Annotated in this window: 24 protein-coding genes; 19 read left to right on the forward strand and 5 right to left on the reverse strand. The window is 49.2% G+C overall.

What is annotated here, in order from left to right:
* The first annotated feature begins 10 nt into the window (after positions 1–10).
* Positions 11–457 carry a YybH family protein gene (locus ICL07_RS20640; protein WP_188089939.1) on the forward strand — a complete coding sequence of 149 codons (447 nt, stop codon included), beginning with the start codon at positions 11–13 and terminating at the stop codon, positions 455–457.
* On the opposite strand, the gene ICL07_RS20645 is transcribed toward ICL07_RS20640, so the two are convergent.
* Positions 454–1,269: a helix-turn-helix transcriptional regulator gene (locus ICL07_RS20645; protein ID WP_188089940.1), complete on the reverse strand. Its 816-nt coding sequence runs from the start codon at positions 1,267–1,269 to the stop codon at positions 454–456. The genes ICL07_RS20640 and ICL07_RS20645 overlap by 4 nt on opposite strands.
* Before the next feature lie 131 nt (positions 1,270–1,400).
* Positions 1,401–3,656: an ATP-binding cassette domain-containing protein gene (locus ICL07_RS20650; RefSeq protein WP_188089941.1), complete on the reverse strand. Its 2,256-nt coding sequence runs from the start codon at positions 3,654–3,656 to the stop codon at positions 1,401–1,403.
* 54 nt (positions 3,657–3,710) lie between these two features.
* Between ICL07_RS20650 and ICL07_RS20655 the strand changes: the two genes are divergently transcribed.
* Both ICL07_RS20655 and ICL07_RS20660 read left to right on the forward strand, forming a co-directional pair.
* The gene (locus ICL07_RS20655; protein ID WP_188089942.1) at positions 3,711–4,145 is read left to right on the forward strand and encodes a MarR family winged helix-turn-helix transcriptional regulator; all 435 of its coding nucleotides are present in this window, start codon (positions 3,711–3,713) and stop codon (positions 4,143–4,145) included.
* Positions 4,146–4,199: 54 nt separating this feature from the next.
* Positions 4,200–5,228, forward strand: a complete 1,029-nt coding sequence (locus tag ICL07_RS20660; protein ID WP_188089943.1) for an RNA ligase family protein — start codon at positions 4,200–4,202, stop codon at positions 5,226–5,228.
* 20 nt (positions 5,229–5,248) lie between these two features.
* Here the strand turns inward: ICL07_RS20660 and ICL07_RS20665 are convergent, their stop codons facing one another.
* Positions 5,249–5,692, reverse strand: coding sequence for a lipocalin-like domain-containing protein (locus ICL07_RS20665; RefSeq protein ID WP_188089944.1), 444 nt, complete (start codon positions 5,690–5,692; stop codon positions 5,249–5,251).
* A gap of 167 nt (positions 5,693–5,859) precedes the next feature.
* Between ICL07_RS20665 and ICL07_RS20670 the strand changes: the two genes are divergently transcribed.
* From ICL07_RS20670 to ICL07_RS20700, 7 genes are all read left to right on the forward strand, one after another.
* Positions 5,860–6,681 carry a hypothetical protein gene (locus ICL07_RS20670; RefSeq protein ID WP_188089945.1) on the forward strand — a complete coding sequence of 274 codons (822 nt, stop codon included), beginning with the start codon at positions 5,860–5,862 and terminating at the stop codon, positions 6,679–6,681.
* On the forward strand, positions 6,650–7,246 hold the full coding sequence (locus tag ICL07_RS20675) for an RNA polymerase sigma factor (protein ID WP_246485126.1): 597 nt from the start codon (positions 6,650–6,652) through the stop codon (positions 7,244–7,246). The genes ICL07_RS20670 and ICL07_RS20675 overlap by 32 nt, the downstream gene beginning before the upstream one ends.
* Entirely contained in the window at positions 7,246–7,854 is a 609-nt protein-coding gene (locus ICL07_RS20680) for a hypothetical protein (RefSeq protein WP_188089946.1), read from the forward strand. The genes ICL07_RS20675 and ICL07_RS20680 overlap by 1 nt, the downstream gene beginning before the upstream one ends.
* A gap of 39 nt (positions 7,855–7,893) precedes the next feature.
* Entirely contained in the window at positions 7,894–8,502 is a 609-nt protein-coding gene (locus ICL07_RS20685; RefSeq protein ID WP_188089947.1) for a hypothetical protein, read from the forward strand.
* Between the two features lie 40 nt (positions 8,503–8,542).
* Complete coding sequence (locus ICL07_RS20690; protein WP_188089948.1) at positions 8,543–8,914, forward strand: winged helix-turn-helix transcriptional regulator; 372 nt, start codon at positions 8,543–8,545, stop codon at positions 8,912–8,914.
* A 63-nt stretch (positions 8,915–8,977) separates the two neighbouring features.
* The gene (locus ICL07_RS20695) at positions 8,978–9,604 is read left to right on the forward strand and encodes a DUF2306 domain-containing protein (RefSeq protein WP_188089949.1); all 627 of its coding nucleotides are present in this window, start codon (positions 8,978–8,980) and stop codon (positions 9,602–9,604) included.
* A gap of 27 nt (positions 9,605–9,631) precedes the next feature.
* Positions 9,632–10,243, forward strand: a complete 612-nt coding sequence (locus ICL07_RS20700; RefSeq protein WP_188089950.1) for a tetratricopeptide repeat protein — start codon at positions 9,632–9,634, stop codon at positions 10,241–10,243.
* A gap of 57 nt (positions 10,244–10,300) precedes the next feature.
* Here ICL07_RS20700 and ICL07_RS20705 read toward each other — a convergent pair whose 3' ends face one another.
* Positions 10,301–11,083: a hypothetical protein gene (locus ICL07_RS20705; RefSeq protein WP_188089951.1), complete on the reverse strand. Its 783-nt coding sequence runs from the start codon at positions 11,081–11,083 to the stop codon at positions 10,301–10,303.
* A 116-nt stretch (positions 11,084–11,199) separates the two neighbouring features.
* Here ICL07_RS20705 and ICL07_RS20710 point away from each other — a divergent pair, with 116 nt between their 5' ends.
* Positions 11,200–11,937 carry a hypothetical protein gene (locus ICL07_RS20710; protein ID WP_188089952.1) on the forward strand — a complete coding sequence of 246 codons (738 nt, stop codon included), beginning with the start codon at positions 11,200–11,202 and terminating at the stop codon, positions 11,935–11,937.
* Positions 11,938–11,941: 4 nt separating this feature from the next.
* On the opposite strand, the gene ICL07_RS20715 is transcribed toward ICL07_RS20710, so the two are convergent.
* Entirely contained in the window at positions 11,942–12,922 is a 981-nt protein-coding gene (locus ICL07_RS20715; RefSeq protein ID WP_188089953.1) for a TolB family protein, read from the reverse strand.
* Between the two features lie 155 nt (positions 12,923–13,077).
* Between ICL07_RS20715 and ICL07_RS32730 the strand changes: the two genes are divergently transcribed.
* The 8 genes from ICL07_RS32730 (at position 13,078) to ICL07_RS20755 (ending at position 24,467) form a co-directional block, all read left to right on the forward strand.
* Entirely contained in the window at positions 13,078–15,021 is a 1,944-nt protein-coding gene (locus ICL07_RS32730) for a histidine kinase (RefSeq protein WP_188089954.1), read from the forward strand.
* On the forward strand, positions 14,996–15,619 hold the full coding sequence (locus tag ICL07_RS20725; protein WP_188089955.1) for a response regulator: 624 nt from the start codon (positions 14,996–14,998) through the stop codon (positions 15,617–15,619). The genes ICL07_RS32730 and ICL07_RS20725 overlap by 26 nt, the downstream gene beginning before the upstream one ends.
* Before the next feature lie 47 nt (positions 15,620–15,666).
* Positions 15,667–16,188, forward strand: a complete 522-nt coding sequence (locus ICL07_RS20730) for a hypothetical protein (RefSeq protein ID WP_188089956.1) — start codon at positions 15,667–15,669, stop codon at positions 16,186–16,188.
* 238 nt (positions 16,189–16,426) lie between these two features.
* On the forward strand, positions 16,427–16,978 hold the full coding sequence (locus ICL07_RS20735) for an RNA polymerase sigma-70 factor (RefSeq protein ID WP_188089957.1): 552 nt from the start codon (positions 16,427–16,429) through the stop codon (positions 16,976–16,978).
* A gap of 50 nt (positions 16,979–17,028) precedes the next feature.
* Positions 17,029–18,141, forward strand: a complete 1,113-nt coding sequence (locus ICL07_RS20740) for a FecR family protein (RefSeq protein ID WP_188089958.1) — start codon at positions 17,029–17,031, stop codon at positions 18,139–18,141.
* A gap of 316 nt (positions 18,142–18,457) precedes the next feature.
* Positions 18,458–22,102 (forward strand): SusC/RagA family TonB-linked outer membrane protein, encoded by a 3,645-nt coding sequence (locus tag ICL07_RS20745; RefSeq protein ID WP_188089959.1) that lies wholly within the window; start codon positions 18,458–18,460, stop codon positions 22,100–22,102.
* A 24-nt stretch (positions 22,103–22,126) separates the two neighbouring features.
* Positions 22,127–23,617, forward strand: a complete 1,491-nt coding sequence (locus ICL07_RS20750) for a RagB/SusD family nutrient uptake outer membrane protein (RefSeq protein WP_188089960.1) — start codon at positions 22,127–22,129, stop codon at positions 23,615–23,617.
* A gap of 28 nt (positions 23,618–23,645) precedes the next feature.
* The gene (locus ICL07_RS20755; protein ID WP_188089961.1) at positions 23,646–24,467 is read left to right on the forward strand and encodes a hypothetical protein; all 822 of its coding nucleotides are present in this window, start codon (positions 23,646–23,648) and stop codon (positions 24,465–24,467) included.
* The last annotated feature ends 23 nt before the right edge of the window (positions 24,468–24,490 follow it).

The raw sequence follows: 24,490 nt of genomic DNA on the forward strand, positions 1-24,490 counted from the left end.
AAAACGATAGATGAAAAAACACTTTATCCTGGCTGCGTTGGTGTTCATTACCGCTGAGGCCAACACCCAATCTGTAAATGATCCATTAGCCGGTGTCAGAAAAACGATCGAGGCCAGTAACGCCATTTTTTCGGAGCTGGCGAATAAAAACGACGGTTCTATTCTGACCCGGTACACGGAAGATGCCTGCCTGTTGCCGCCCAATACTGCACCGGTTTGCGGCAGGGACAATATTTTGAAGTTTTTTAGCAGCGGCCCGAAAGTGAACAGTAAATTCACCATTCAGCATTTGTATGGTGATGGTAAGACGTTTGTAACCGAAGAAAGTTCTTATGAACTGACCGATATGGATGGCCATAAACTGGATGAGGGGAAAGTAATTGTTATCTGGAAACATACAGACAAAGGCTGGAAAATGTACCGGGATATGTTTAGCAGCAATCATCCGGCACACTAAAAGCCAATATTGACAGCTTGTTGATAGGCTTCTCCGTTTTTTGTCAGCGAGTGCCGGGCATCAGAAGGGGTAATACCCGTAAATTTCCTGAACTCCCGGATAAAGTGCGCCTGGTCATAATAACCACATTCATAAGCGATAGCCGTGAGAGAAGCGGGGGTATCCAGCACCAGCCGCAGGCTCCTGTTAAACCGCACTACGGCCACAAAGGCTACGGGGCTGATGCCCATATTCGTCAGGTAAAGTTTCTGAATATACCGCGCCGATAGGCCGCTACTGCCCGCCAATGCCGGAAGATCTACATCAGGGTACCCGTTCAGCAGTTCATGAGAGAGCTGCTGAACGAGGGTTACCTTTTTCAGTTGTTTTTCGTGTTGGGTTAACCGTTGCAGCAAATATCCTTCCAGCACACTGATTTTCTGTGCAATAGTGCCTGCTTCCATCAACCTGCTATACAGTTCCGTTCCTGCCACTGCGCTGACGTCATTCAGGTTGGTGGCGTAGTTGGTAAATTCCGACACCGGATGGGGAAAAAACAAAGCGCCGGCATACGGATAAATCCGGGCTATCAATACCACTGTGCCTTTGGTGGCAGCTACCCTGCTGGGTAAAGTGAGATGTCCCAGCAATTCTATGGCCGGGGTATCTTGCCTGTTGCCGTTAATGACGGTGGCAGCGGTGCCGGATATACGAATCACAAGATCGATATACCCGCTTGGGTAGAAAACTTCATTGTCAATATCCTGGTCAATGGTGACGAGCGTATAATTTTTTATATAAGGCGCCAGGAGGGCGGAGGGTGAAAACTGCATGGCAATGGGCGTATAGTCTTTCCTGGTAGTAAAGTTAACGTTTATCGGATAAACCCGGATATCCCGCTATCTTGTTTTTATCATTGCACCTAACCATCAGGAAAACTATGTCAGCAATACCTGCCCCGCGATTAGGGCGTAAGATATTTACGTAGATACGTGGCCGTAGCGGACGCTTTATTTTGAAGCAGGTCCGGTACCGTGCCCTCAAATACCAGGCGGCCGCCGTCTTTGCCGGCGCCGGGACCCATGTCAATAATCCAGTCGGCACAGGCAATGATATCGAGGTTGTGTTCAATCACAATCAGCGTATGTCCTTTTTGTACCAGTTTGTGAAGCCATGCCAGCAGTTTCTCCGTATCGGCCGGATGCAGACCGGTACTGGGCTCGTCGAGCACAATCACGGGATACCAGTGCTTCATTTGTGTACATAGTTTCAGCCGTTGCAGTTCTCCGCCGGAAAAGCTATCGAGCCGTTGGCCGAGCGTGAGGTAGCCCATGCCCAGGTCGTGCAGCAGTGCGAAACTTTTGTTCAGGTCTTTTTGCGCTGCAAAGAATTGGGTGGCTTCTTCCACGGTGAGCTGCATCACCCCGGCAATATTTTTTTGTTGGTAGCGGTATTGCAGTACCTCCGGCCGGAAGCCGCTGCCACCGCATACTTCGCAGGGTACTTCCACATCGTCCATAAAAGCCAGGTCAATTTTTTCAACACCTACTCCCTTGCAGTTGGGACACCCGCCTTCGCTGTTGCGGCTAAAAAGACTGTTACTAACGCCATTGGCATGGGCAAACAGGTTTCTGACCGTATCGGAGATGCTGAGGTAGGTCAGCAGGTTGGATTTGGAATGCCCTGCAATAGGCGATTGATCAATCAGCGTGAGCTCCGGGTATTGCGCTGGCAACACTTCGCTGATCAGGGTACTTTTGCCGGAGCCTGCCACGCCGGTAACAACGGTCATTATCCGCTGCGGAATACGGATGGTGACATGTTGCAGGTTATGCAGCGCTGCATTATGAATGGGGATTGTTTCCGTAAACGGCCGGGGATGCTGGTTGTAGCTTTTTTGCCGGGCGAAGTACTGACCGGTTTTTCCGTTGCTGCTGCGTAATCCGTCAAAACTGCCCTGGTAAATGATCTCGCCGCCGTGGGCGCCGGAGCCCGGACCCATGTCTATGACGTGATCGGCTATACGGATCAGATCGGGATCATGCTCTACCAGTAGCACGGTATTGCCTTTATCCCGTATTTTTTGGATGATACGGGAGATGTTGTCCAGGTCCTTGGGATGCAACCCGATACTGGGTTCATCAAAAATATATAACAGGTTTTCCAGGCTGCTGTCGAGATGACGTACCATCTTGATCCGTTGTGATTCTCCGCCGGAGAGGGTTGCCGTCACCCGGTCGAGGGTAAGGTAACTCAGCCCGATGGTGATCATATGCTGCAGTTTTTTTACCAGTTCAGCCAGTACGGTTTCATAGCCGGGCGCCTGAATAGGGCGGATAAACGCCAGCAGCTCGTCTACCGGCATAGCGGCACAGCCGGCAATGTCGAGGCCGTTAATTTTGCAGGACAGCACTTTTTCGTTTAGCCGCTTACCGTGACAGGAAGGGCAGATTTGTTCACCTACTACCTGGCCGATTTCCTTTTCCCGCATCCGCTGTTCTTTGGAATCTTTTTTCAGGATGTCTCTCTCCAGCCGGGGAATGATACCGGTGTAACGTACCGTCTTCCCCCATTTTGAAGAAGGATTCGGAGGAACGTGTTCTTCAGCGTATAATAGCATTTGCCATTCTTCGGGCGTATAGTCGGCCAGTTTTTTATCGTTGTCGAAGTATCCTGATTCGGCATACCGCAGCCAGCGGTATCCGCCGGGCTGGAAAGTAGGGAAGCGGATCGCGCCTTCATTGAGGGATTTGTTTTTATCGATCAGCCGGTCAGTATCTACCTGCCGTGTTTGTCCGATGCCGCTGCAAACCGGGCACATCCCCTGGGGATGGTTAAACGAAAAGATATTGGCATAACCCACGAATGGCTGCCCGATCCGGGAAAACAGGAGCCGCAGCGAGGTGTAAATATCGGTGGCGGTGCCAACGGTGGAGCGTACATTGCCTCCCAGCCGTTTCTGGTTAATGATGACCGGTACATTGAGGTGTTCGATGCTATCCACGTCCGGCACGCCCAGGTGTTCCATCCGGCTGCGGACGAAGCTATGCTGCATTTCGCTCATCTGCCGGTGTGCTTCGGCGCCGATCGTTTTAAAGACCAGCGATGATTTGCCCGAGCCCGATATGCCCGTGAAGACCGTGATGGTGTTTTTGGGAATGGTGACTGTCAGGTTCTTCAAATTGTGCTGCCGTGCGCCGGTGATCTTTATTGGATGCATGGTTAAACTTTGTTAACTTTGTGAATAGTTAACAAAGTTAATTAATTTTCAACAATGGAAGCAGCACAAAAAGCTTTTTTTGACACCTATACCGATTTCCAGTGTTTTATGATTGCCCAGGTCAATAAAGGCGATTTTAACGGGGTGGGCGCTACGCATTATAATATCGTGGAATACCTGTACCGCAACGGTCCCAACACCGGTAAAGACCTGGCCCGCAAATTCCATATCAGTGCCCCGGCTATCTCCCGTCACGTCAAATTCCTGCTGGAGAAAAAACTGCTGGCGCAAAAACAGACAGCGGAAGACCGCCGCGCCTTCCTGCTGGAAGTCACGGAGAAAGGCAAACAACTGGTGAACGGCTCGGAGACACAGCGTCATAGCGTTACCACCCGCATCAGCCGCCAGCTTCCCAAAAAAGAACTGGAACAGTTCACCCGCATGTTACAGAAGGTTGTTGACATCCTGAAGCAGGAAGGAGAGAACTAAATCCGTTTTTTGATTTATTTTTACGGCCGATTATTGTTAACCATATACACGCGCATGCCTAAGCACTCCGAGTACGAAAAAATGCCCAAAAACCTGAAGGGCCTTCACCTGTCAGAGAAAGCGATGCAAGACCTGAATAAATTAAAATGGGTGGTGACGGAGAAAATACACGGCGCCAATTTCAGCTTCGTTTACGAAGATCATCAACTGCTATACGCCAAAAGGAAGGACTACCTGCAATGGACCGACGATTTTTTCGGCTTCCAGGCCGTAGTAGCCGATATGGAGGACAAGGTGGTTCGCCTGTTTGAACAGTTGATGCAGGACATGCCGGCGCAACGGTATATCCTGTATGGAGAGTTGTTCGGCGGCCGGTACCCGCACCCGGATGTGGCCCCGATAGATTATGTACAGGCAATTCAGACGGGCGTGTATTACAGTCCGGATATACGTTTCTGTGCTTTTGACCTCGCGGTGGAAAACGCCGTTGGCGAAAAACGTTATATCGACTACGACACGGCAGTAGCCTATTTTGAACGCTTTGATATCTTCTACGCGAAAATATTATTCGCCGGTAAATGGAACGAGGCGCTGAACTTTGATACCCGGATCAATTCCGCCATCCCCGCGCAGCTCAACCTGCCGGACATCGGTTCCAACCTGATAGAAGGCGTGGTGGTCAAACCCCTGCGCCATTCGGGTCTGCCTGATCCCGGAACACGACCGGTTATCAAACTAAAAAATGCTGAGTTTGATGAAGAAAAGAAATTTCATGAGGCGGAGAAGTGGTCGTTTATTCCGGCCGTCAGCTCCCGCTCCGAACAGCTTTCTTTCCTGGTAACAGAACTCGCGCGGTATGTTACCGCCAATAGACTGAATAGCGTACTATCAAAGGTCGGCCGGCTGGATACCGCCAACGGCCAACGTATGGAAGAAATCAAAACCGCTTTCCTGGAAGATGTATACACCGATTTCAGGGAAGATAATGGTGATATCCTCGCGGAGCTGGATGCCGCAGATGCAGGATGGGTGCGGGACCGGGTAGCAGGGCGTATAGCGGCGCTGATAGAACAGGCCCGGTAATTACCGGGCCGTTAAGGTTATTATTGTTTCACCATCGTATACGTCAGCCTGTCACCGGTATGCAACGCATTCTCCACATAATACACCAGTGTTTTACAATCATAGCTGGCAATGGTACCCTGTAATTTCCCGTCGCTGGTAAGGGTATTGCCTTTTACCTGCCAGGTACCGTGGTCGGTGGCGGAAGATTCACAAACCGTTCCGGCATCATGATAGGTGTAGGTGCCGTCGTTTTTCAGTTCCATAATATCATCTTTTTCACAGTCTTCCAGGTAGGCGAGGTAGTCGACAGGGGCGGCAGTGGTGCTTTCCCGGTATTGTAAAGCGGTCAGTTTATAGGAACCGGACAGGCCGGCTACACTGATTTCGCAGGTAGCGGGACTGCTTTTTTCTTTTTTACAGGCGAACAGCAGCGAGGAAGCGATCATCGCGGCGGCGGTAAATTTCATGGTCATCGTTTTCATATATTTCGATTAAATGGATTTTACCTTAATACCCGGTAGGGGGGATGAAACGTTGGGTAAAAAGAAAAAAATATTTTTTTCAGGGATTACCCAACCTTTGTCAAAAAACAGGGGTATTGACACCGGGAACCGTATATGCGGTACTTTTACATATTACATTGATAACAATGAAAAACGCGGTTTTATTACTCGGCGGGATCTGTTTGATGGGCTGTGGCACCTCCATGAAACTGGCCGTGCCGGAGAAATTCAAAGAGCAGGCCACTATGCAGCATGTAGACGGGGCCAGGGGCAACAGGATGTCATTTGCGAATTTTACCACCTCTAAAATAAAGCGGGGGATGCAGGTGAGTTATCCCGGCTGGGGGCGGCCTTTTTTCCTGGAAAACCTGTTATGGAACCAGGTGGGTATCTCCAAAGCGGAGACCATAGAAAATGAAAAAGCTAAATTCCGCTATGCTATTACCGATGGCCGGAATACGGTGGAGGTATTTGCCCATGAGCGGCAAATGACCCGCAAACATGAATATGAAGTCATGGATAACCGGAGCATTTTGAGCGGTATGGAAGTATTACAGGAACACCGTTATGTTTTTTCCGCGCTGATTGCCGTAGATACCGCACAGGAAGCCAAAAACTGGGAACTGATGATGACCAATATGTACGACCGGCATGCGGAGCACGACAAGAATCCATTTACGTTTGTGAAACAGGAAGATGAGGGCCTGGCTACCAACGGTATCGACACGATCCATATAAAACCGCTCAGCATCAAAAAAACGGAGCTGTCCAACGGGAAAACCGGCCAGCTGCCGTTTAAACTGATGTCGGGCTACGAGTTGCGCACGCGGGACGGCGTTATTGCCATCGTTGATCTGATTGACCGTAATATCTGGTTTTATAATGAACTGACGCCTGCGGAGAAACTGAATGTGAGCGCGATAACGACAGCGCTTTTTGCAAGAAAAGTGCACGACACCAAATGGTAGTCTGCCAGTATTAACGGCTTTTTTTACACCACTGGAACAGGATTTACATCATATCATCGCGGAGTGCCGCCAGGGCAACAGGAAAGCGCAGGAACAGCTGTACCGGCAGTTCTATGGCTTTGCTATGACGATTGCCATGCGGTACGCCACCGATGAACACGAGGCCGGCGATATCCTTTGCCAGGCTTTTGTGAAGATGTTCCGTAGCCTGCATACCTACGATAGTACCAAAGGTAACTTCCACGGCTGGTTGAAAAAGATCGTGATCCATGAATCACTGGACCATATCAAACAGCGCAGCCGTTTTACCAGCCTGGAACAGGAAGTGGTGGAGGAGCCGTTTGTCAACAACAGCATTATTGAAAAAACAGATGCCGCCGCTATCCTGGACCTGGTGAGGAAACTACCGCCCGCTACGCATGCGGTCTTTGTGCTATATGCCATGGAGGGGTACGCGCACAAGGAAATAGCGGCGCAACTGAATATCAGTGAGGGTACCAGTAAATGGCATTTAAGTGAAGCCAGAAAAATTCTTCAACAAAAATTAACAATAAACAGGGTTTAGTGAATACTCCCACTCCATACGAAAAATTAATGGCAGCAAAGCTGGACCAGGTGCCTGTTCCCGATATGGCGGACAGCATCTGGGCCCGTATTGAGCTGCAGTTGGATGCCGTAGTGGATAACCCTGACGAACATACGCCGGAGGCAAAAAAAGAGCATACCCCGGCGAAAAAAAGTATGATAAAACACATCGGTAAGGGCTGGTATGGCATTGCCGGTGTGGCAGTGGCGGCTACTACGATGTGGTGGTATACCAGTCGCCCAACCACTGTCCCGGAAAAAACACCGCCTGTAAAAAACATCCCTGCTACCCAGGCGCCGGTAGATAGCGGTACCATCAAACCCCCGCTTGAAAAGAAGGAGGTCCCGGTCCTACCGAAAAATGACACAGCGCACCTCTTGGTGCCACCACCGCCGGTAACGGATTCCCCGGCAGCGCCGGTATTGTTGCCTCCCACGGCAGATTCCCTGTTCGTACCGCATTACCGGTATGCTCCGCCGGTAAAGGATACGGTGCACCCGGTTAAAAAACCAAGGGGCGTACCCGGTATTACGGAAGATGATTACCGGATATCGGTACAGAAGGATTCTGCCGTTAAAAACAATTGATGTAAAATAATCCTATCTTATCGGGATAAACCTATACGTATGTACAGAATTGGCCTGTTAATATCTATGTTCCTGTTATGGTGTGCCAGTTATACTTTCGGTCAACTCAACGGTAAAAAGAACCGTCAGGCGCGAAATGCTATATTCAACGATGTGACCGCCATTCAGCAAGGCAGGAACCTGGAATACGCCGAAGGGATGTCCGTCCGGGAGTTTGTGTTGTATTATCTCCGCAATAAAGCCAGGCAGGACCTGAAATACGGGAACATCTATACGGAGTTGTTGTATAAAGATTCCCTGTTCACCTATTTCGGTAAAAGAGTTCCCAATGATGGTCTGGTTAAGTTCTTTAAGGTGAGCACGCCGGAACTGGAAGGTGTTAATTACGAGCCGCTGGACACGGGGAAACTAACGGAGCGCTTTATGAGGGAAATATTTCCGGCGGCCGACAAGAAGCTGTTAGGGCGCGGGAAATTTCTGAGTAACTGTTGGGAGCACAGTGCGGTGTTTGACTATCAATATCATCCGGATACCAAACAGCTGGAAATGCTTTTCCGCTGGACGGTGGACTGCAACTACCGCTTCAAAAAAATGCGAAAACGTTATGTCGCGCGGTACTACCTGGCATCGGAGCAATTTGTAAAGTAGTCCCGTTATCGTTAACTTGCTTTTACCAAAAAACTACTCAATGTTTACCTACGAACGTAAAACTCCGGTAGACCTGGATTGTGGCATTACCGTATACATGCAGGTGTTAGGCGCTAAATGGAAACCCTGCATCATCGATCTGATTCATAAGGGCTATCAACGCCCCAGCGAAATACACCGTTTAATCCCTGAAGCTACGCCGCGGGTGCTGGACATGCAACTCCGTGAAATGGAAGCCATGGGCCTGGTACAAAAAGGCGCTGCTTCCGGTTTCCCGCTCAGGACCCATTATTCCCTTACAGACCTCGGACTGTCGCTGATCCCGCTGGTAGCGGCCATCGACGACTGGGGAAAACGATATGGCGACCAGGTAAAACAACATATCGCGGAGGCCGCTGCCTATACCGAATAATTTTTCGGTTATTGATTCTTGCAGGGCAGATACGGAGTTTTGTATCTGTAAACTGAAAGCATCATGAATAAAGTTATTACCGGCGGGACTTTTACCGTAAAGGATGGAATGTTTGTTTTACTTTGGCTGAGTATCCTTTTTGTTACCTGGACATTCATGCACGGAGCAGATCAATATCTGCAACTGACACCCGAGGCACTAGGAAAATACTTCCCCGTCAGATGGTTCCTGCTGGCCCATATTACTTCCGGTGGCGGCGCCCTGGTGTTGGGACCGTTTCAATTCTGGAAAAGATTATTAGCCAATAAACGGCTGCACCGCATTATAGGTTACCTGTACCTGCTGGCTATCCTCGTCAGCAGCCTCTGCGCCATCGTATTGGCTTCCACCTCTGCCTATGCCGTTAACTGGGCCTACGCTTTTTCCCTGCAGATATGGGTGTCTGTATGGATCACCACCACGGGTATTGCTTTGTGGCTGGCTATCAAACGGCAGTTTAAACAGCATAAGGATTGGATGATCAGGAGTTACCTGGTAACGCTGGCATTTGTAGTATCCGGACTGATACTGAAAATGCCGGTCATCTACCGGCTGGGTAATTTTGAAGACATCAGTCCCTCTTTCTTCTGGCTGGGCTGGGCTGTGCCCTTGTATGCATACGAGATGATCAAAGCTGTCAGATTAAAATGATACCTTTGTTGTTTATCCTGCTACCCAATGAACACGATAACTTTTCTGAGCAAAAAAGAGCAGCAGCGGCGCTTTCTCCTGGGGTACCAGCTGGCCTTTCAATCAGATGCTGAAGAAAAAGACTGGGACAATATTTTTGCCCTCTGGCAGGCTGCTGCCAGCAGTGGGCATAAGAGAGCGCAATTTTACCTGGGCACCTGTTATGATCATGGCCTGGGTTGCACGAAGGATATTGCAAAAGCTATCACCTGGTATCGTAAAGCCGCGAGGCAGGGACACATAGTGTCGCAATACAACATTGGTTATAGTTATATCAATGGGGATGGCGTGGAACAGGACTATGGGAAGGGCGTGAAATGGTATTTGCTGGCAGCCCAAAAGGGAGATACAGAAGCACAAAGAGAAGTGGGATACTGTTACTTTTATGGTCGGGGACTGGAGCAGGACCAGGTAATGGCCGTGTACTGGTACAAAAAGGCCGCCCGTAAAAACGATCCTAAAGCACAGTATAATCTGGGACTTTGTTACAAGGAAGGGGAAGGGGTGCCGATATCAAAACGTTGGGCCAGGTACTATTTTCAGAAAGCAAAAGAGGGTGGGCATAAAGACGCCGTGAGACAACTGAGGCGTTTGTTATAATAGAAAAAAATGCCAGTGGTAAGTGCGTCTGCAACACCACTGGCAATAAGATCATCACTAAAACTTAATCAGCAACTTCTCCGCTACCAACTGGTTCTCTTTATAGTGTTCAAAATACCAGTCTCCGTTCTTTTTTACCACCACACCATGCAGTGCACCGTTTTCAGCGATGAAACAATCCTGAACAGATGTTTTCAGCAGTGTTAACACGATCTTCGGTGAAGTATCGATCAATTGGTAACCGTTGGAAATAGCCTGAGCATACAGTGTACCCGCTGCATCTTTTACTGCCGGTGTAGCCGGTACAGGAGCGGGTGCAGGCGCAGGCGCTGTTACCGCTGCCGGAGCAGGTGCTGATGTTGCAGGGGCCGGCGCAGCAACAGCAACGGCTGTTGTCTGCGTATGAGCGGTACCGTTATAGGTGTAAGGTTCGTCTTTCAGGGAAGCAAAGGCATCTCTTAAAGCCAGGTTGTAAGAGGTGTTAAACTCTTTTTCCCTGCTTTTTCCTTCTTTGCTTTTGAAGACGATATTACCCTGACAATCTTTTAAAATAAGGGTCAGATTGGTGGCGAACAGCGCCTTACGCTGTGTTACTTCTGCTTTCAGTGCGCTACACTTGTTACCGGCCAGCTCCTTAGGCAAATCGGTATTGTCGAAATAGGCGGTAAACCCTTTTTCTTCCAGCAGTGACTTGGCCAGGGTATTAAGGCCATACTGGTTATCTTCCCGGGAGAAGTCAAATCTTTCCGGAATCAGTACGTATTGGTAGTTGTTGATCGTGTTCTGGGCATAGCCGGACAACGAAAACATTACAAGAAATAATAAGGCGTATTTTTTCATATTGAAATGTATCTGCTAATGCAGCGAATATATGTAAAATACCGGTCACCTTCACCGACAGTAATCGTTTTACGGTCAATTGATTACATTTGCCGCCATAACATTGAACTGTAGCCATGCAAATTACTCCGGATCATATCAGGCTGTTTCCTGCCTGTGAAGATGTTTTTGAGGATGATATCTCCCTGCATCAGCAACACTTTTTACCGCTCGTATCTGTTAACCTGGCATTTATGTACCCCGGCAAAAACGAGTGGCTGCATATTGTCAGCCCTAAAGAATTTTATGATGGCCCGGTAGGAGAACAGGAGGATTACCATACGGATTATACCCGCCCGGATATCATGGGCTTTGACGTTATCAACGGGAAATACCGTTTTGAGGCCGACTGGCGTTATTTCGGAGATTACCGGTCCATACCCGCCGGCCGCTACGCGGACGACTATACGGATATCGAAATCGAATACAACATGAATGAGGCCATGTATCAGCTGAAGAAAGCGTACTATCAGCAATACGGTGAGTTGTACGCCGGAGAGTTTAACCGCCCGGGATTACAGGTAGAAGACATCCGCCGGCTGGAACGGCTGCGGGCACTGACACCGGATATGCTGAAAAAGGATACGGTTTCCGGTTACCTGCTGGAAATACAACAGGAAAGACCCGCGGGGATCTTTACCGGCCTGGCGCCGGAGGAATTTCCGGGTGACTGGCCTTTGCCGCATCCCAACAACGGTTTTGATTACATCGGTACCATCGATGGCAGCGGTTTCCAGCATACGGCACCGGAAGAAATCAGCCTGTTTTATAGCCCAGCCCTGAAAAAGGCGATCGTTGTTTTGGGTAACTCCTGAAATCTTACTGCCGCCATACGAAATCGCCCACAATGGCGATGCCGAGCCCTCTGCTATCGGGTTTGCCTTTTTCAGCCGGCTGTATCACGCGGTTATCTTCCCCGGGATATACCTTGTACAGCTGCCCGTCAGCCGGCACCAGGCAAAGATGATAGGCGGTGCCAAAACCATCGCCGGGCGTATTGGCCCTGGAATTGGCCGCAATAGCAATGTACCTGCTGTCGGGGGAAAAAGAGGGACTTAGTTCCGTTTGAATACTTTCCGTAATCACATGAAAATCGCTGCCATCTGCATTCATCAGCCAGATATGGTTGCCTGCGGACAGCGCGATTTTTTTGCCGTCGGGGCTGGCCGTCACCTGCCCTTTCCAGTCGGTGAAAGGAATGTCCCGTACTTTGGAGGCACGGCTAAAGTCTTTGTTGGTGCGGTACAGTGCACCATTCATTTTAAAAAGCAGGGTGTTATCCGGCGCCCAGTTAACCGGGTCCAGGTATTGAAAAGTATAGGAGCCGTAACCGGAGAGACTTTTAATAAGCCGGCCGTTCATATCGATGATCACCAGGCCATCGTCGAGCGTAGGCCGCAGCGCCAGCATGCTGCCATCGGGGGAAATCATAGGCAGACCGCCATCGTGGTCGTCGCCGCTGGGAGCACTGTAATGAATGGTTCGGATCACGGAACTATTACTGGTATTGAATAGTACATAATCGCTACTGGCGGCGTTGCCGGTGGGGTCCATTTGTTTGACACCGGTTTTCCCATCCCAGCTGATATCCCAGCCGGGGCCTATCCAGTTAGGCGCTACCTGTGATATCACACCGGTAGGCATGTCCATGCGCCGGATACCGTCGGTCCCCTGTTTGAGGTAAATGGAGCCGGCGCCGTAATGGGAGTTGCCACCGCCACCGGGACCGTTGTTGTCTTTTTTGCAGGCCGCCAGGCTAACAGTGGCAAGTACCGCGAGTTGGAGAACAGAGATACGCATGTTGATGAGGTTTTACAAGATCAGACAGGATGAGTTTTTCACGATTCAAAATTGAGATAAAGCGTGCATCGGGGGAATACTCCCAAGGGAGTATTTTTTATTTTTTAGGCTGATAAATAGTAAATTAGGAATGGTTTGTTTTTAACTTCCCACATGTGAAAAGATTCCTGTTTATATGCATATGCTTGTATGGTAGCGTACCCCGGTCATCTGCCCAGCTTTATCAGCATCGGATAGACAGCCTGCAACGTTTACTGGACAAGGCGACCAGCGATACTACCCGTATCCGCCTGATGGGAGACCTTTCCAGCGCCTGGTTCAATATGGGTAAGCCTGCGGTGGCCCGTGAATTGAGTATGCGCGCGCTGCAGCTCAGCAGACAGGTGCCAGATCCTTACTACCAGGCCCTCGCGCACTACAGGCTGGGTTACGTATATGCGATGCAGTTTATCAATGACAGCGCCATTGCACAATACGACAGCGCAAGGCAAATCCTGGCTACAGACAGTACCTCCATCGCATACCGGTCGCTGTATGTAAAATGCAATAACAACCTGGCGTTTACATACGCTAATGAGGAACACATGGAGAAGGCAATGGAACTACTCATTGGTACATTACCTGTTGTCGCGTCCCTGAAAGATACGTTTGTATATGCGGTGGCGTTGCACAACGTGTCCGCCGGACTGACGGAGATGGAACAGTATAAAAGGGCGTATGCCTATTCGCAGCAGGATTTGTACTTCATACAACGCGCCGGTAAGCCGGAAGAAATTGCAGAGTCGTTCCTGAGCACAGCGCTACTGATGTTTTATATGGACAGCCTGGATCGCACCAAACGATACCTGGACACCGCTGCATGGCAGCTGCAAAAAGTTGGGAAAACCAGCCTCTGGGGGCGGTTTTACGGTTTACAGACCCGTTACTATGTGGAAACAAAACAATTGCCGGCAGCAGAAAAGTCCCTCCACCTGGGATTGGAGGAACTGAAGGCATATGACAGAAGAAGCAATCAATACGACGTGTATACGGCACAGAAAGAACTGCTGGAAGCCAAAGGAGACTATGCCGGCGCTTATAAGGCTTCCGAAAAACTGCTTGCCATGAGCCAGGAAGATGGGCTGTCTTCGTTTACCCTCAACTCCCTCGAAGCGCTGGCGCTGTTTTCCCGTAAAATGGGCAAAGCGGAAGAAGCCTATACCTGGCTTGAAAAATACAAAGCCGTCAAAGACAGCGTCGATAAAAAACAGATGGCGCTGAAAATAAATGAAATGGAGATGTCGTTCCAGGCATCGCAAAAAGAGCAGCAGATCCTCATGTTGCAGGACAGGGCCCGTTTACAGCGTTACCTCCTGTGGGGTGCATGCGCCATACTGGCGTTGACGGTGCTTTTTTTCCTCTACGTGATCCGTCAGCGTAAAATCAGGATGTCACAACAAATACGGGTGATAGATCAGCAACGCCAGGTAGAGATTACCGATGCTTTGCTGAAGGGGGAAGAGCGGGAGCGTGCCCGCCTGGCGCGGGACCTGCACGATGGGCTGGGAGGTACGCTTGCCGGGTTGAAACTTAACCTGGGCCGCATTGCACAAAGCAGTGAAGAACAGCAGCCTGCTTTACAACAGGTAGCGGAACAATTAGGCGGTTCTGTACAGGAGTTGCGCCGCATTGCGCGTAATATGATGCCGGAATCGTTGCTGAAACTGGGACTGGAGCCGGCGCTGAAAGATCTCTGCGAAAGCATGCTCACCCCGCCATTACAGGTAGTATTTAATACGTTTAATATACAGCAGGATATCCCGTCGCGTATACAAACCATGATTTATCGCATGGTGCAGGAGTTATTGCACAATGCGGCCCGTCATTCGGGCGCTACTAAAATACTGCTGCAATGCAGCCAGGAGGCAGCTGTCTTTTTTATTACCGTGGAAGACAATGGAAAAGGTTTTGATACCGCCAGCCCTCCATCGGGCGGCATTGGCCTGGCGAGCGTCCGCAGCCGTGTAGAACTGCTAAAGGGCCGCATGCAGATCGACTCCGGAGAAAATGGTACTGTCATCAATATTGAATTGTATGTTACGGATAGCTATCGTGGATGATCATCCCATCGTTGTAAAAGGACTAAAGGACCTGCTCGAAATGGAGCCGGAATGGACGGTGGTGGGGTGTTTTCATACGGGAAACAGTCTGCTGGCGTTTATGGCGGATAACGAAGCGGACATCATATTGCTCGACATCAGTTTACCCGATACCAGCGGTATCCGGTTGTGCAAAGAAATCCGCCGGCGCTGGCCGGACACACAGATAGTTGCGGTCAGCAATTTAAGTGACCGGAGTATTATTCAGCAGATGTTGCAACAAGGTGCTGGTGCTTATATCTTAAAAACGGCCACTCCGGAAGAGGTAACACAATGCATCACGGAGGTTATGGGGGGAAATATTTTTATCTCAAAAGAAGTACAGGAAATCATTTCCCGCCCCGGCTTAAATGCGCCTGCAACAATACCCGAGCTCACCAAACGCGAAAAACAAATCCTGCAACTGCTGGCGGAAGGAAAACGCTCAGCAGACATTGCCGCGGAGTTATTTATCAGTCCCCTTACAGTGAAAACCCACCGGGCTACACTGCTGCAGAAGTTCGGCGTCAGTAACATGGTGGCACTGGTGAAAAGTGCCCGGGAACTGCAGTTGATTTGATTTCCGGTGTTGGAAATTTCGTACATTTATACCTATAAGCGATACTTATGAAACGTTTGCTGTTAGCCATTATCATGAGTGCATCCCATATGACTGTTTTTGCGCAATCTCACAAAACGGACCTGGCCAAATTGCAGTTTGACGAAGCGCCTGCCACCATTCTGCAGGGTATTACCGGCATACAGGAAGGAAAACTCTATGATCTTTCCAATATGATCTCCTACGGGATAGATAACAAAGGGGGGATACTATTTGACCGCTATACGCCGCCACATATAGAGCTGCTGGCCTTCAATGCCAAAGTAGCCGGCTTTGCCTTCCGGATTATGAGTTACGCCGCGCAGCAGGAAATAAAAATCTACCTGAAAGATCATTACGCCCTGCAATTGGCTGATTCTTCCCGCTGGGGTAAACAATACGCCTATAAGGACAGTCAGGTGATCATCAACTTTCAGACGGTAGCCGAAGCAGATTTTAAGCAGGGGAGAAATGGTTACCTGGATATTAAAACGAGTGGCCTCAGCAAGGCCATCGCCATACAGGAGGAACGAACTAAAAAGGCGCACTGACAGTGCGCCTTTTTAGTTGATATAGATAGCCGTATTCATAGTCATGGGTCTTAAATTTCCGTCAAAATAAAAAAAGTTCCTTCTCCCTTCACCCTTTTTTTGCAGATGATTGCCTGTTATTAAATTACCATACACCAGTACCATAATAACATGTGAGTATATCTAACAGGATAAGATGGCAATAAATCCGGATTATTTTTTACTTTGTACGGCTAATTATGAAAGTACAAAGTGGCTTATGCATCAACCAGGATCAGGAGAGGCTGTTTCCTTTGAGGAGCAGTTCAGGCAGCACTACACCTTTTTGTGTACGGTAGCCTATTATATTGTGGAAGATGAGGATGCGGCCAGGGACGTGGTGCAGGACTTTTTCCTGTACTGCTGGCATAAGCGCCATCTCATCCGGATTACGCACGACTTTAAGCATTACGCTGTCCGTGCCGTCAAAAATGCTTCGCTGAATTATATCCGCAAGTCCGGCAAAACGCAGCTGGAAGAAATTCATGTCATCGAAGAGCTGACCCGCTATTTCCCGCTGGAAGACGAGGAAGAGGAAGAACGGCGCAATAAGGCGCTGTGGGCGGCTGTTTCCCGGCTGCCGGAACAACGGCAGCGTATTTTTCTCATGAGTAACCGCGACGGGCTTAAATACAAGGACATCGCCACCGCGTTGGATATTTCCATCAATACGGTGAAAACACAGATCAAACTGGCCCTGCAATTTTTAAGAAAAGAATGTGGATGGATGGCCCGGATGGTCTCTTTTTTATTTTTTTTATCCCGGTGGTAAAAAAGGCTTCACCCTTTTTTTTACATCGGTTGCCTTAATGATAACCAGCTATGAACTTAGATAATAACGAACATAATATTGACTGGGACAAGCTGCTGCAGCAGCTGGAAGATGGCCGTCCGTCTTCCGGCCTGGAGCCGGAGGAACTGGCAGCCCTGGCGGCCGCCAGGGAAATGCAGGCCCGGCTGAAAGCCGGGAGTTTTCCGGCAGAAGAAGGATGGCAGCGTTTTACCGAAGCCAGGGACCAACGGAGCGGCCGTATACGCCTGCTCATCAAAACCGCCGTGGCAGCTACCGTGGTACTCGCTGCCGGCGCCGCCTGGTGGACATTCCGCCCCAAGCAGGCGCCCATGCAGATAGCCGATGCCCTGCCGGAAGAAAAAGTGAAACTGCACCTCTCCGGTGGCCGCACAGTTACTTTAGGACTGGACACACAACTGATACAGAATAATACCGTCGCCCGTATACAAGCCAATACAGACCATCTGGAGTATGCAGCCGGCAGCGCATCCGAAACGGTAACGGCCATGGATACACTGGATGTACCCCGCGGCCGCCGGTTTTCGCTCCGGCTTTCAGATGGCACCCGGGTATGGCTAAACGCAGATTCCCGCCTCATATTCCCGGCAGCCTTCCACGGCGCCTCCCGCGAAGTGACGGTAAAAGGAGAAGCTTTCTTTGACGTAGCTCAACAGGCCACACAACCTTTTATTGTTCATGCGGGCGGCACCAGCATGAAAGTACTGGGCACCAGCTTTAACGTGAACGCCTATGGGCCGGATATGACGGCTACCCTCAGCAGTGGTAAGCTACAGGTGACAGCAGGAGCGCAGCAGGTGGTACTGCTCCCGGATGAACAAGCGGTGTTGCACCAGGATGGTGCATTGAAAAAACAACCGGCGGAAGCCCGCACCTATGCGGCCTGGAAAGATGGAGACATCTTCTATGAAGATGCCGCGCTGGAGAATATCACCACCGGCCTGGGACGTAATTATGACTATGATTTCGTTTTCGACGATGCCGGCCTGAAAAAAATGAATTTTACGATAGATATACACCAGCCTGCTACTTTGCAGGATGTACTCAACCAGATCATGAAAACACTGCCGGCGGTCCGTTTTGAAGTAAAAGACCGTACTGTGCACGTAAAAAGACAATCCTAAGGAAGTGGCTGTCCCTTCCCCGGGGTAGCCGGTTTTCGTTTAGGCCGAAGGAAGAATAAGTCTGGATTTGCACGGCTAACTATAACGGACGTACGGACCAGCATCCCGGAAAATGGTGCTTTTTTTTGTGAATGATGAAATTGTCTTCACCCTTTTTTGCCACTCAAGTGCCATAGTGATAGCCAACTATGAAGGTAGGGAAGCAGATGATCGTATTGTACATGTGAAAAAATAATAATAAACGAGGAAAACCGGCGGTGTCGCCGGGCAATGCAGTGACCAGCCGTTGCTCCCTTAAATTTTAATATCAACCACCATGAAACAGTTGCAGGATTTGCCCTTCCTGCGAAGGGCCTTATTACGCTATGCCGTGAAGGGATGTGTTATGCTGTCGTTTTTCCTGCTGACAGCTATTTGTACTGTTGTCGCGCAAGATGAGGGCGCCAAAGCGCTTCTTTCGAGGAAGGTATCTTACAAAGCTGCCAACATGCCACTCAGCAAGGTATTGAAGGAACTCCGCAAACAGATGGACGTTCGTTTTACCTATAACAGTGAGCTGATAGGCCGCCAGCCTTCGGTGACCGTGCAGATCGAGCAAGGTAGCCTGGAATCGCTGCTGAAGCAGGTACTGAAAGGTACCAATCTGATCTTCACCGTGGATATGGGCGGTATCGTGATTTACGAAAGCAGAACCACCTCCAACGAAGATCCTAAAGGTGTATTTGTTGTCTTACGCGGCCAGGTGACGGACCCCGGTGGTACGCCACTGGCCGGCGTAAGCATTAAAGGCCTGGAATCTAAAGAGATGACCATCACCAAACCGGACGGCCTTTTTATGCTGATGGCAAAGGAAAATGAAACGGTGAACATGTCCCTGTTGGGCATGAAACCCCTGAACTATCGTGTAAAAGCTGGTCAGGAGATGATCATCTTCAAAATGGACACTATCGCCCGCGATATCCAGGAGGTAGTAGTGACCGGTTACCAGAAGATCGATCCCCGTTTATCTACCGCTTCTGTATTCAAACTGAAAGCAGCACAGATACTGGAACCCGGTCAAACTACCGTAGACAAAATGCTCCAGGGAAAGGTGCCTGGCCTGATGATCATCAACAACTCGGGCGGTGTTAACGCTAAACCCAACCTGCGCATTCGTGGTACTTCTACCCTGATCGGCAACACGCAACCGGTATGGGTGATTGACGGGATGATACGCCCTGACCCTGTGGATATTTCCAACGCGGTACTGAATAAACTGGTAGATAATGCTGCCCAGTCCAATTTTGAATTAATGGGTAACGCTATCAGTGGCCTCAATCCTTATGATATTGAAAGTATTACTTTCCTGAAAGATGCCGCTGCTACGGCTATCTACGGTACCCGTGCCGCCAACGGCGTTATTGTGGTAACTACCAAAAGAGGTAAGGAAGGACCGGTACAGATAAACTATAACACCAATCTGTCCCTGCGTTCCCGCCCTTCCTATGGCCAGATGAACCTGATGAACTCCAGGGAAAGAGTACTCTTTTCCCAACAGTTACAGGAAGATCATGTCACCTATGAAGAAAGAAACTCCGGCCTTTACGAAGAATTAACGTACGAAGGGCTGTTGAACGCGCTGTATGCCCGCCGTATTACAGAAGCGGAATTCCACGAACGGGTATCCCGCATTGAAACCCGTAATACGGACTGGTTTAAAACACTGTTCCGTAGTCCCCTGAGCATGCAACACTCTCTGAGCCTGAGTGGTGGCAATAGTAAAACAGTATATTATGCTTCCGGTACCTATTCCATGAATAACGGACAAGCTAAGCAGGAGGGCAACCGGACTTATGGAGCATCCTTTAACCTGCGCTCACAGGTCAATAAACGCCTTTCGCTGGACGCGTCCATGCAATTGTCATATAGCAAAGCCACCAGTTATTACAACGGTATCAACCCACTGACCTATGCCATACAGACCAGCCGCGTTATCGGTGAAGATGATTTTTACCCGGTACAGGCAGTCATAGAGCAAGGCCCGACGAGTATACCGCTGAAACAAAATTATACGCCTATACCCATGAACTTTAAAAATGAAATTGCGCATTCAGAGAATACTACCACCCAGCGTGGCAGCTATCTGAATGTGGCAGTGGATTATAAAATTGCAAGGGGACTTGTTTTCCGAAACCAGTCCAACGTCAGTACCGACGCGGCGGCAGGGTTTAGCGCAGCCGATGAGCAAACCAGCAGGATTTCCATTATGCGGGGATGGGCATATGGAGAAACGCCACAGCCCTGGCAACTGAAATCGGCCCAGCTGCCAAATGGCGGTCTGGCTTATATGACCAGTATGCAGTCACTTGCATGGGGAATTAGAAATAGCCTCGATTATGGAAAGGGCTTTTTTAAGGAAAGAGATCAGTTCAGCGTTACCCTTGGAAATGAGATCCGCAGTATTAGTACCGAGGGTACAGTGACCACTGCTTCCGGATACTATCCTGACCGGGGAAAGACCTTTATGCCTGCTGATATAAGCCGTTCGAAATTCGATAATACCGTTATCACCAATGGGTTGACAAACTCGGTATCTTACTATGCCACCGGCGCCTACAGCCTGATGAACCGTTATATTGTGAGTGGAACGATCCGGACAGATGGCTCCAACCGCTTCGGTCAATTTTCGAATGCCAGATTTTTGCCAAACTATAGTATCTCAGCCCGGTGGAATGCCGCCATGGAGTCGTGGTTCCCGGCAGGGACATTGCTGACCGACTGGCAGATGCGTGCTTCCTATGGTACACAGGGAAATGTGGTGGACGCTGTGGGGCCCAGCCTGATAGCCACCTATTCCACAAACGCGGGCGATAGGGACTTCCTCACCCAGGTTCCCTTTCTCAAAATCAAATCAATGCCCTACCCGGACCTGCGTTGGGAAAAAACCTATCAGTGGAACCTGGGTACCAACTTCGCCATGTTTAATAACCGTCTTCGGGTAAACTTCGACTACTATACGAAAAGGTCTGTGGATGTGTTGGATATGATCCCTATTCCTTACGAATATGGTATGAATGTGATGTACCGCAACGGTAGCTCCATCACCAATAGCGGATGGGATGCCAGCCTGGATTTCACCGCATTCCGCAATAAAAAGTCTGGCCTCACTTTTACCGTCACTACCGGCGGCGTGTTTAATAAAGTATCCAATAATGCTTACCAGTATGACTTTCAATCGTTACTCTCCGGTTCCGGATATATTCCCGGCAGGCCCATCAGCGGTTTTTACTCCTATCAGTTTACCGGTTTAGACCACAATACGGGATTACCAACGTTTGGAAAACTGGACCGTAAAGGCGTTACGTCTAACCCGGATGAACTGCTGGTATACTCAGGGCAAATGTTCCCGAAAATAACAGGGTCTATCCAACCGGTTTTTCAATATAAATCCTTTTCTGTCTCCGCCCTGTTATATGTGAGTCTGGGCAGCAGCAAGCGCATGAACGATCCTTTCCCTACTACGCAGGTCGGCAACGGCGTACCGGCGCCCTATGTCAATACTACAAAAGAATACCTGGATCGCTGGCGTAAACCGGGGGATGAGTTATATACAAATTTCCCTGTTATCAGAGATGCCTCCAATCCTTTCGAATACATCCGTGTCCCTTATCAGCTGCCGCAGCAGAATATGGAGACCCAGGACTTGAAAGTGGATAGGTTCACTGCCTACAAGTGGTCAGATCTGAGAACTGTCAACAATAACTATATGCGGTGCAACTCCATCCGGATGGGTTATGGTTTTCCAGCTTCTATGCTGACAGGTACCAGTATTAAGAATCTGTCACTGGGCATGGGCGTGACGAACGTATTTACCATCGCCAATGGCAAGTTACATGGACAGGACCCGGAAATCGATGGCGTTGGTAGCAGCGCATTGCCGATAGCCAGAACATATACTTTGAGTGTGAATGCTTCTTTTTAACGTCAAATGGTTCAATCTAACAACATGAAAAAATTGTTTATCGTCATCATAGGCGCATTATGTATGACATCCTGCAAAAAATTTCTGCAGGAATATTCACAGTCAGATATCACACCAAAGACGACTAAGGATTATGAGGCATTGTTGTTAACGGAGGGATATCCACGAGGCGGTGTAGACCTGCAGCCATGGATGGTTTTCCTGGATGATGATACACAATGCTACTATGGTCCCTCTATCGCTAATTTATCATTGCCGCCACTGGTAGCCGGGGTCTTTCAATGGCAAACACAGTTCGCTAATTTGTTGACGGCTGCGGGTTTCCCTGGTAATATCAATGCCTGGGGAAACTATTACAAACTATTGCTGGGTGTTAACCTGGCGATAGAAAACGCGGATAATTCGCAGGGTGACCCGGTGGAGAAAGATTTGCTGAAAGGGGAAGCATTTCTGTTGCGCGCATTCTATCACTTTACACTGGTGAATATTTATGCAAAGCCGTACAACGACTCATTGACTACGCCAGATAAAAGTCTGGGCGTTCCCATCCGGACCACGGCGGGGCTTACCGATAAATACCTGGCGAGAAATACCGTAAAAGAAGTGTATGACCAGGTGGAAAAAGACCTGGATAGTGCTATCTATCTACTGGATAAACGAAATAAAAAAATGGAGCAATTCCGTATTTCTCCCGCTGCCGCACATTTGTTGGCCAGCAGGGTATATCTCTATATGGAGAAATGGGATAAATGTATTGAGCATGCCGATAAAGTGATCTTATTACATCCACAGCTGATGAACCTGAACTCCTGGGGCGGTGCGCCCGATCCGGACGGAAAACCATTAGTGGGTTTTGATAATGTGGAGACGATCTGGGCCTACGGTAGCCCCAGGGAACAGACCATTATGCCTTATATACTGGCATATGATATCTCTCACGACCTGGTTAACACTTTTGAGGACGATGATTTGCGTAAGGCGACCGGCTTTTATATCAACACACCAGCAGATAAAATAATGTTTGCACCTGATTTTAGTCAGATGAAAAATCTGGATCAGCGTAATGGAAAAAACATATACGGCACCAATTCCTGGCGTAGTGCCGAGGCTTACCTGAACCGCGCAGAAGCCTATATTCAGCTATACCGGACCAAAGGAGATGCGACTGCTGCTGCCGAGGCGCTGAAAAGTCTCAATACCCTGCGCAGTAACAGAATGGACGCTTCCTCTTTCAGGGAATGGAGCCTTCGCCCGGGCGCTGAACTGCTGCAAATGTGCCGGGATGAACGCCGCCGGGAACTATACCGGGAAGAGCTGCACCGCTGGTTTGATCTTCGCCGTTATGGTATGCCTTCCATCACACATAGTTATACACCGGACCAAACAACCACACAGATATTCAGACTGCCGGCCCGGGACCCGATGTACGTAATCCCGATACCTGACGATGTTCTAAGCCGTAATCCCGGACTGGTACAGAACCCATTGTTCTCCGGAACGAGGATGCCACAATAGTACATTTGACCACTCTTAATTACAACACATGAAAATATACCATGTTTTACTGGCCGCAGGGATCGCTTGCACAGCGTGCAACAAAAGCGCTAAGCTGGAACCTTCTCCGCAAAAGCCATTTTATACGCTGCCGCAGGGTAATCACAGCTATGACGATACGATTGTGGCTTTTCATAAAAAATATGATACTTATATCCTGTATAAATTCTCACAGGATGATTACGCATATGACTATACGAACAAGAGAGCGGATACCGCTTATGAAGCTAATCCGGCGTACATCGGCGCTTCTATTCGTTTTTTTTACGATCAGCTGCTGAATATCTATCCGGAAAAATTTGTACAGGCGACGATGCCTCTCAAGATATTTTTGGCTTCCGGGATAGGTGCTAAAGGAATAATGAATCCAAGGGGCTTTACTGCCACGAGGAGTATGCTGGCTATTGGCTGGGCCAATGACGCATTGCCCGGTAAAACGCCTGCCGAAATCAAACGGATGCGGGGACAACTGCACCGGTATTATATAGAGCGGGCTTTCAGAGCCAATATTGTGGCCATTCCCAATGCGTTTATTGCGCTGACGCCGTCTAAGAGTTATGAAGGGATTACGCCTTCGGAAAGGCTTAACAATGCGATCGTAGACACAGAAGAAGGAACAATGAGCCTGACAAAGGACTTTTTAGGATATATAGAAATGATCACCGGTAAAACCAAAGCAGAACTGGATGCTACGCTGTTAAGTCCGGTAGTGGACAGAACGGGCCTCATTAAACAGAAATACGAAATCGTGCTGACCTACTTCCGGAATGATTTCGGCATCGACCTGCAATCCGTCGGCGAACAGCCCTGATCTGTTTTTTACCGGTTAATTAT

Source organism: Chitinophaga qingshengii, from assembly GCF_014529935.1.
GTDB classification, from domain to species: Bacteria; Bacteroidota; Bacteroidia; order Chitinophagales; family Chitinophagaceae; genus Chitinophaga; species Chitinophaga qingshengii.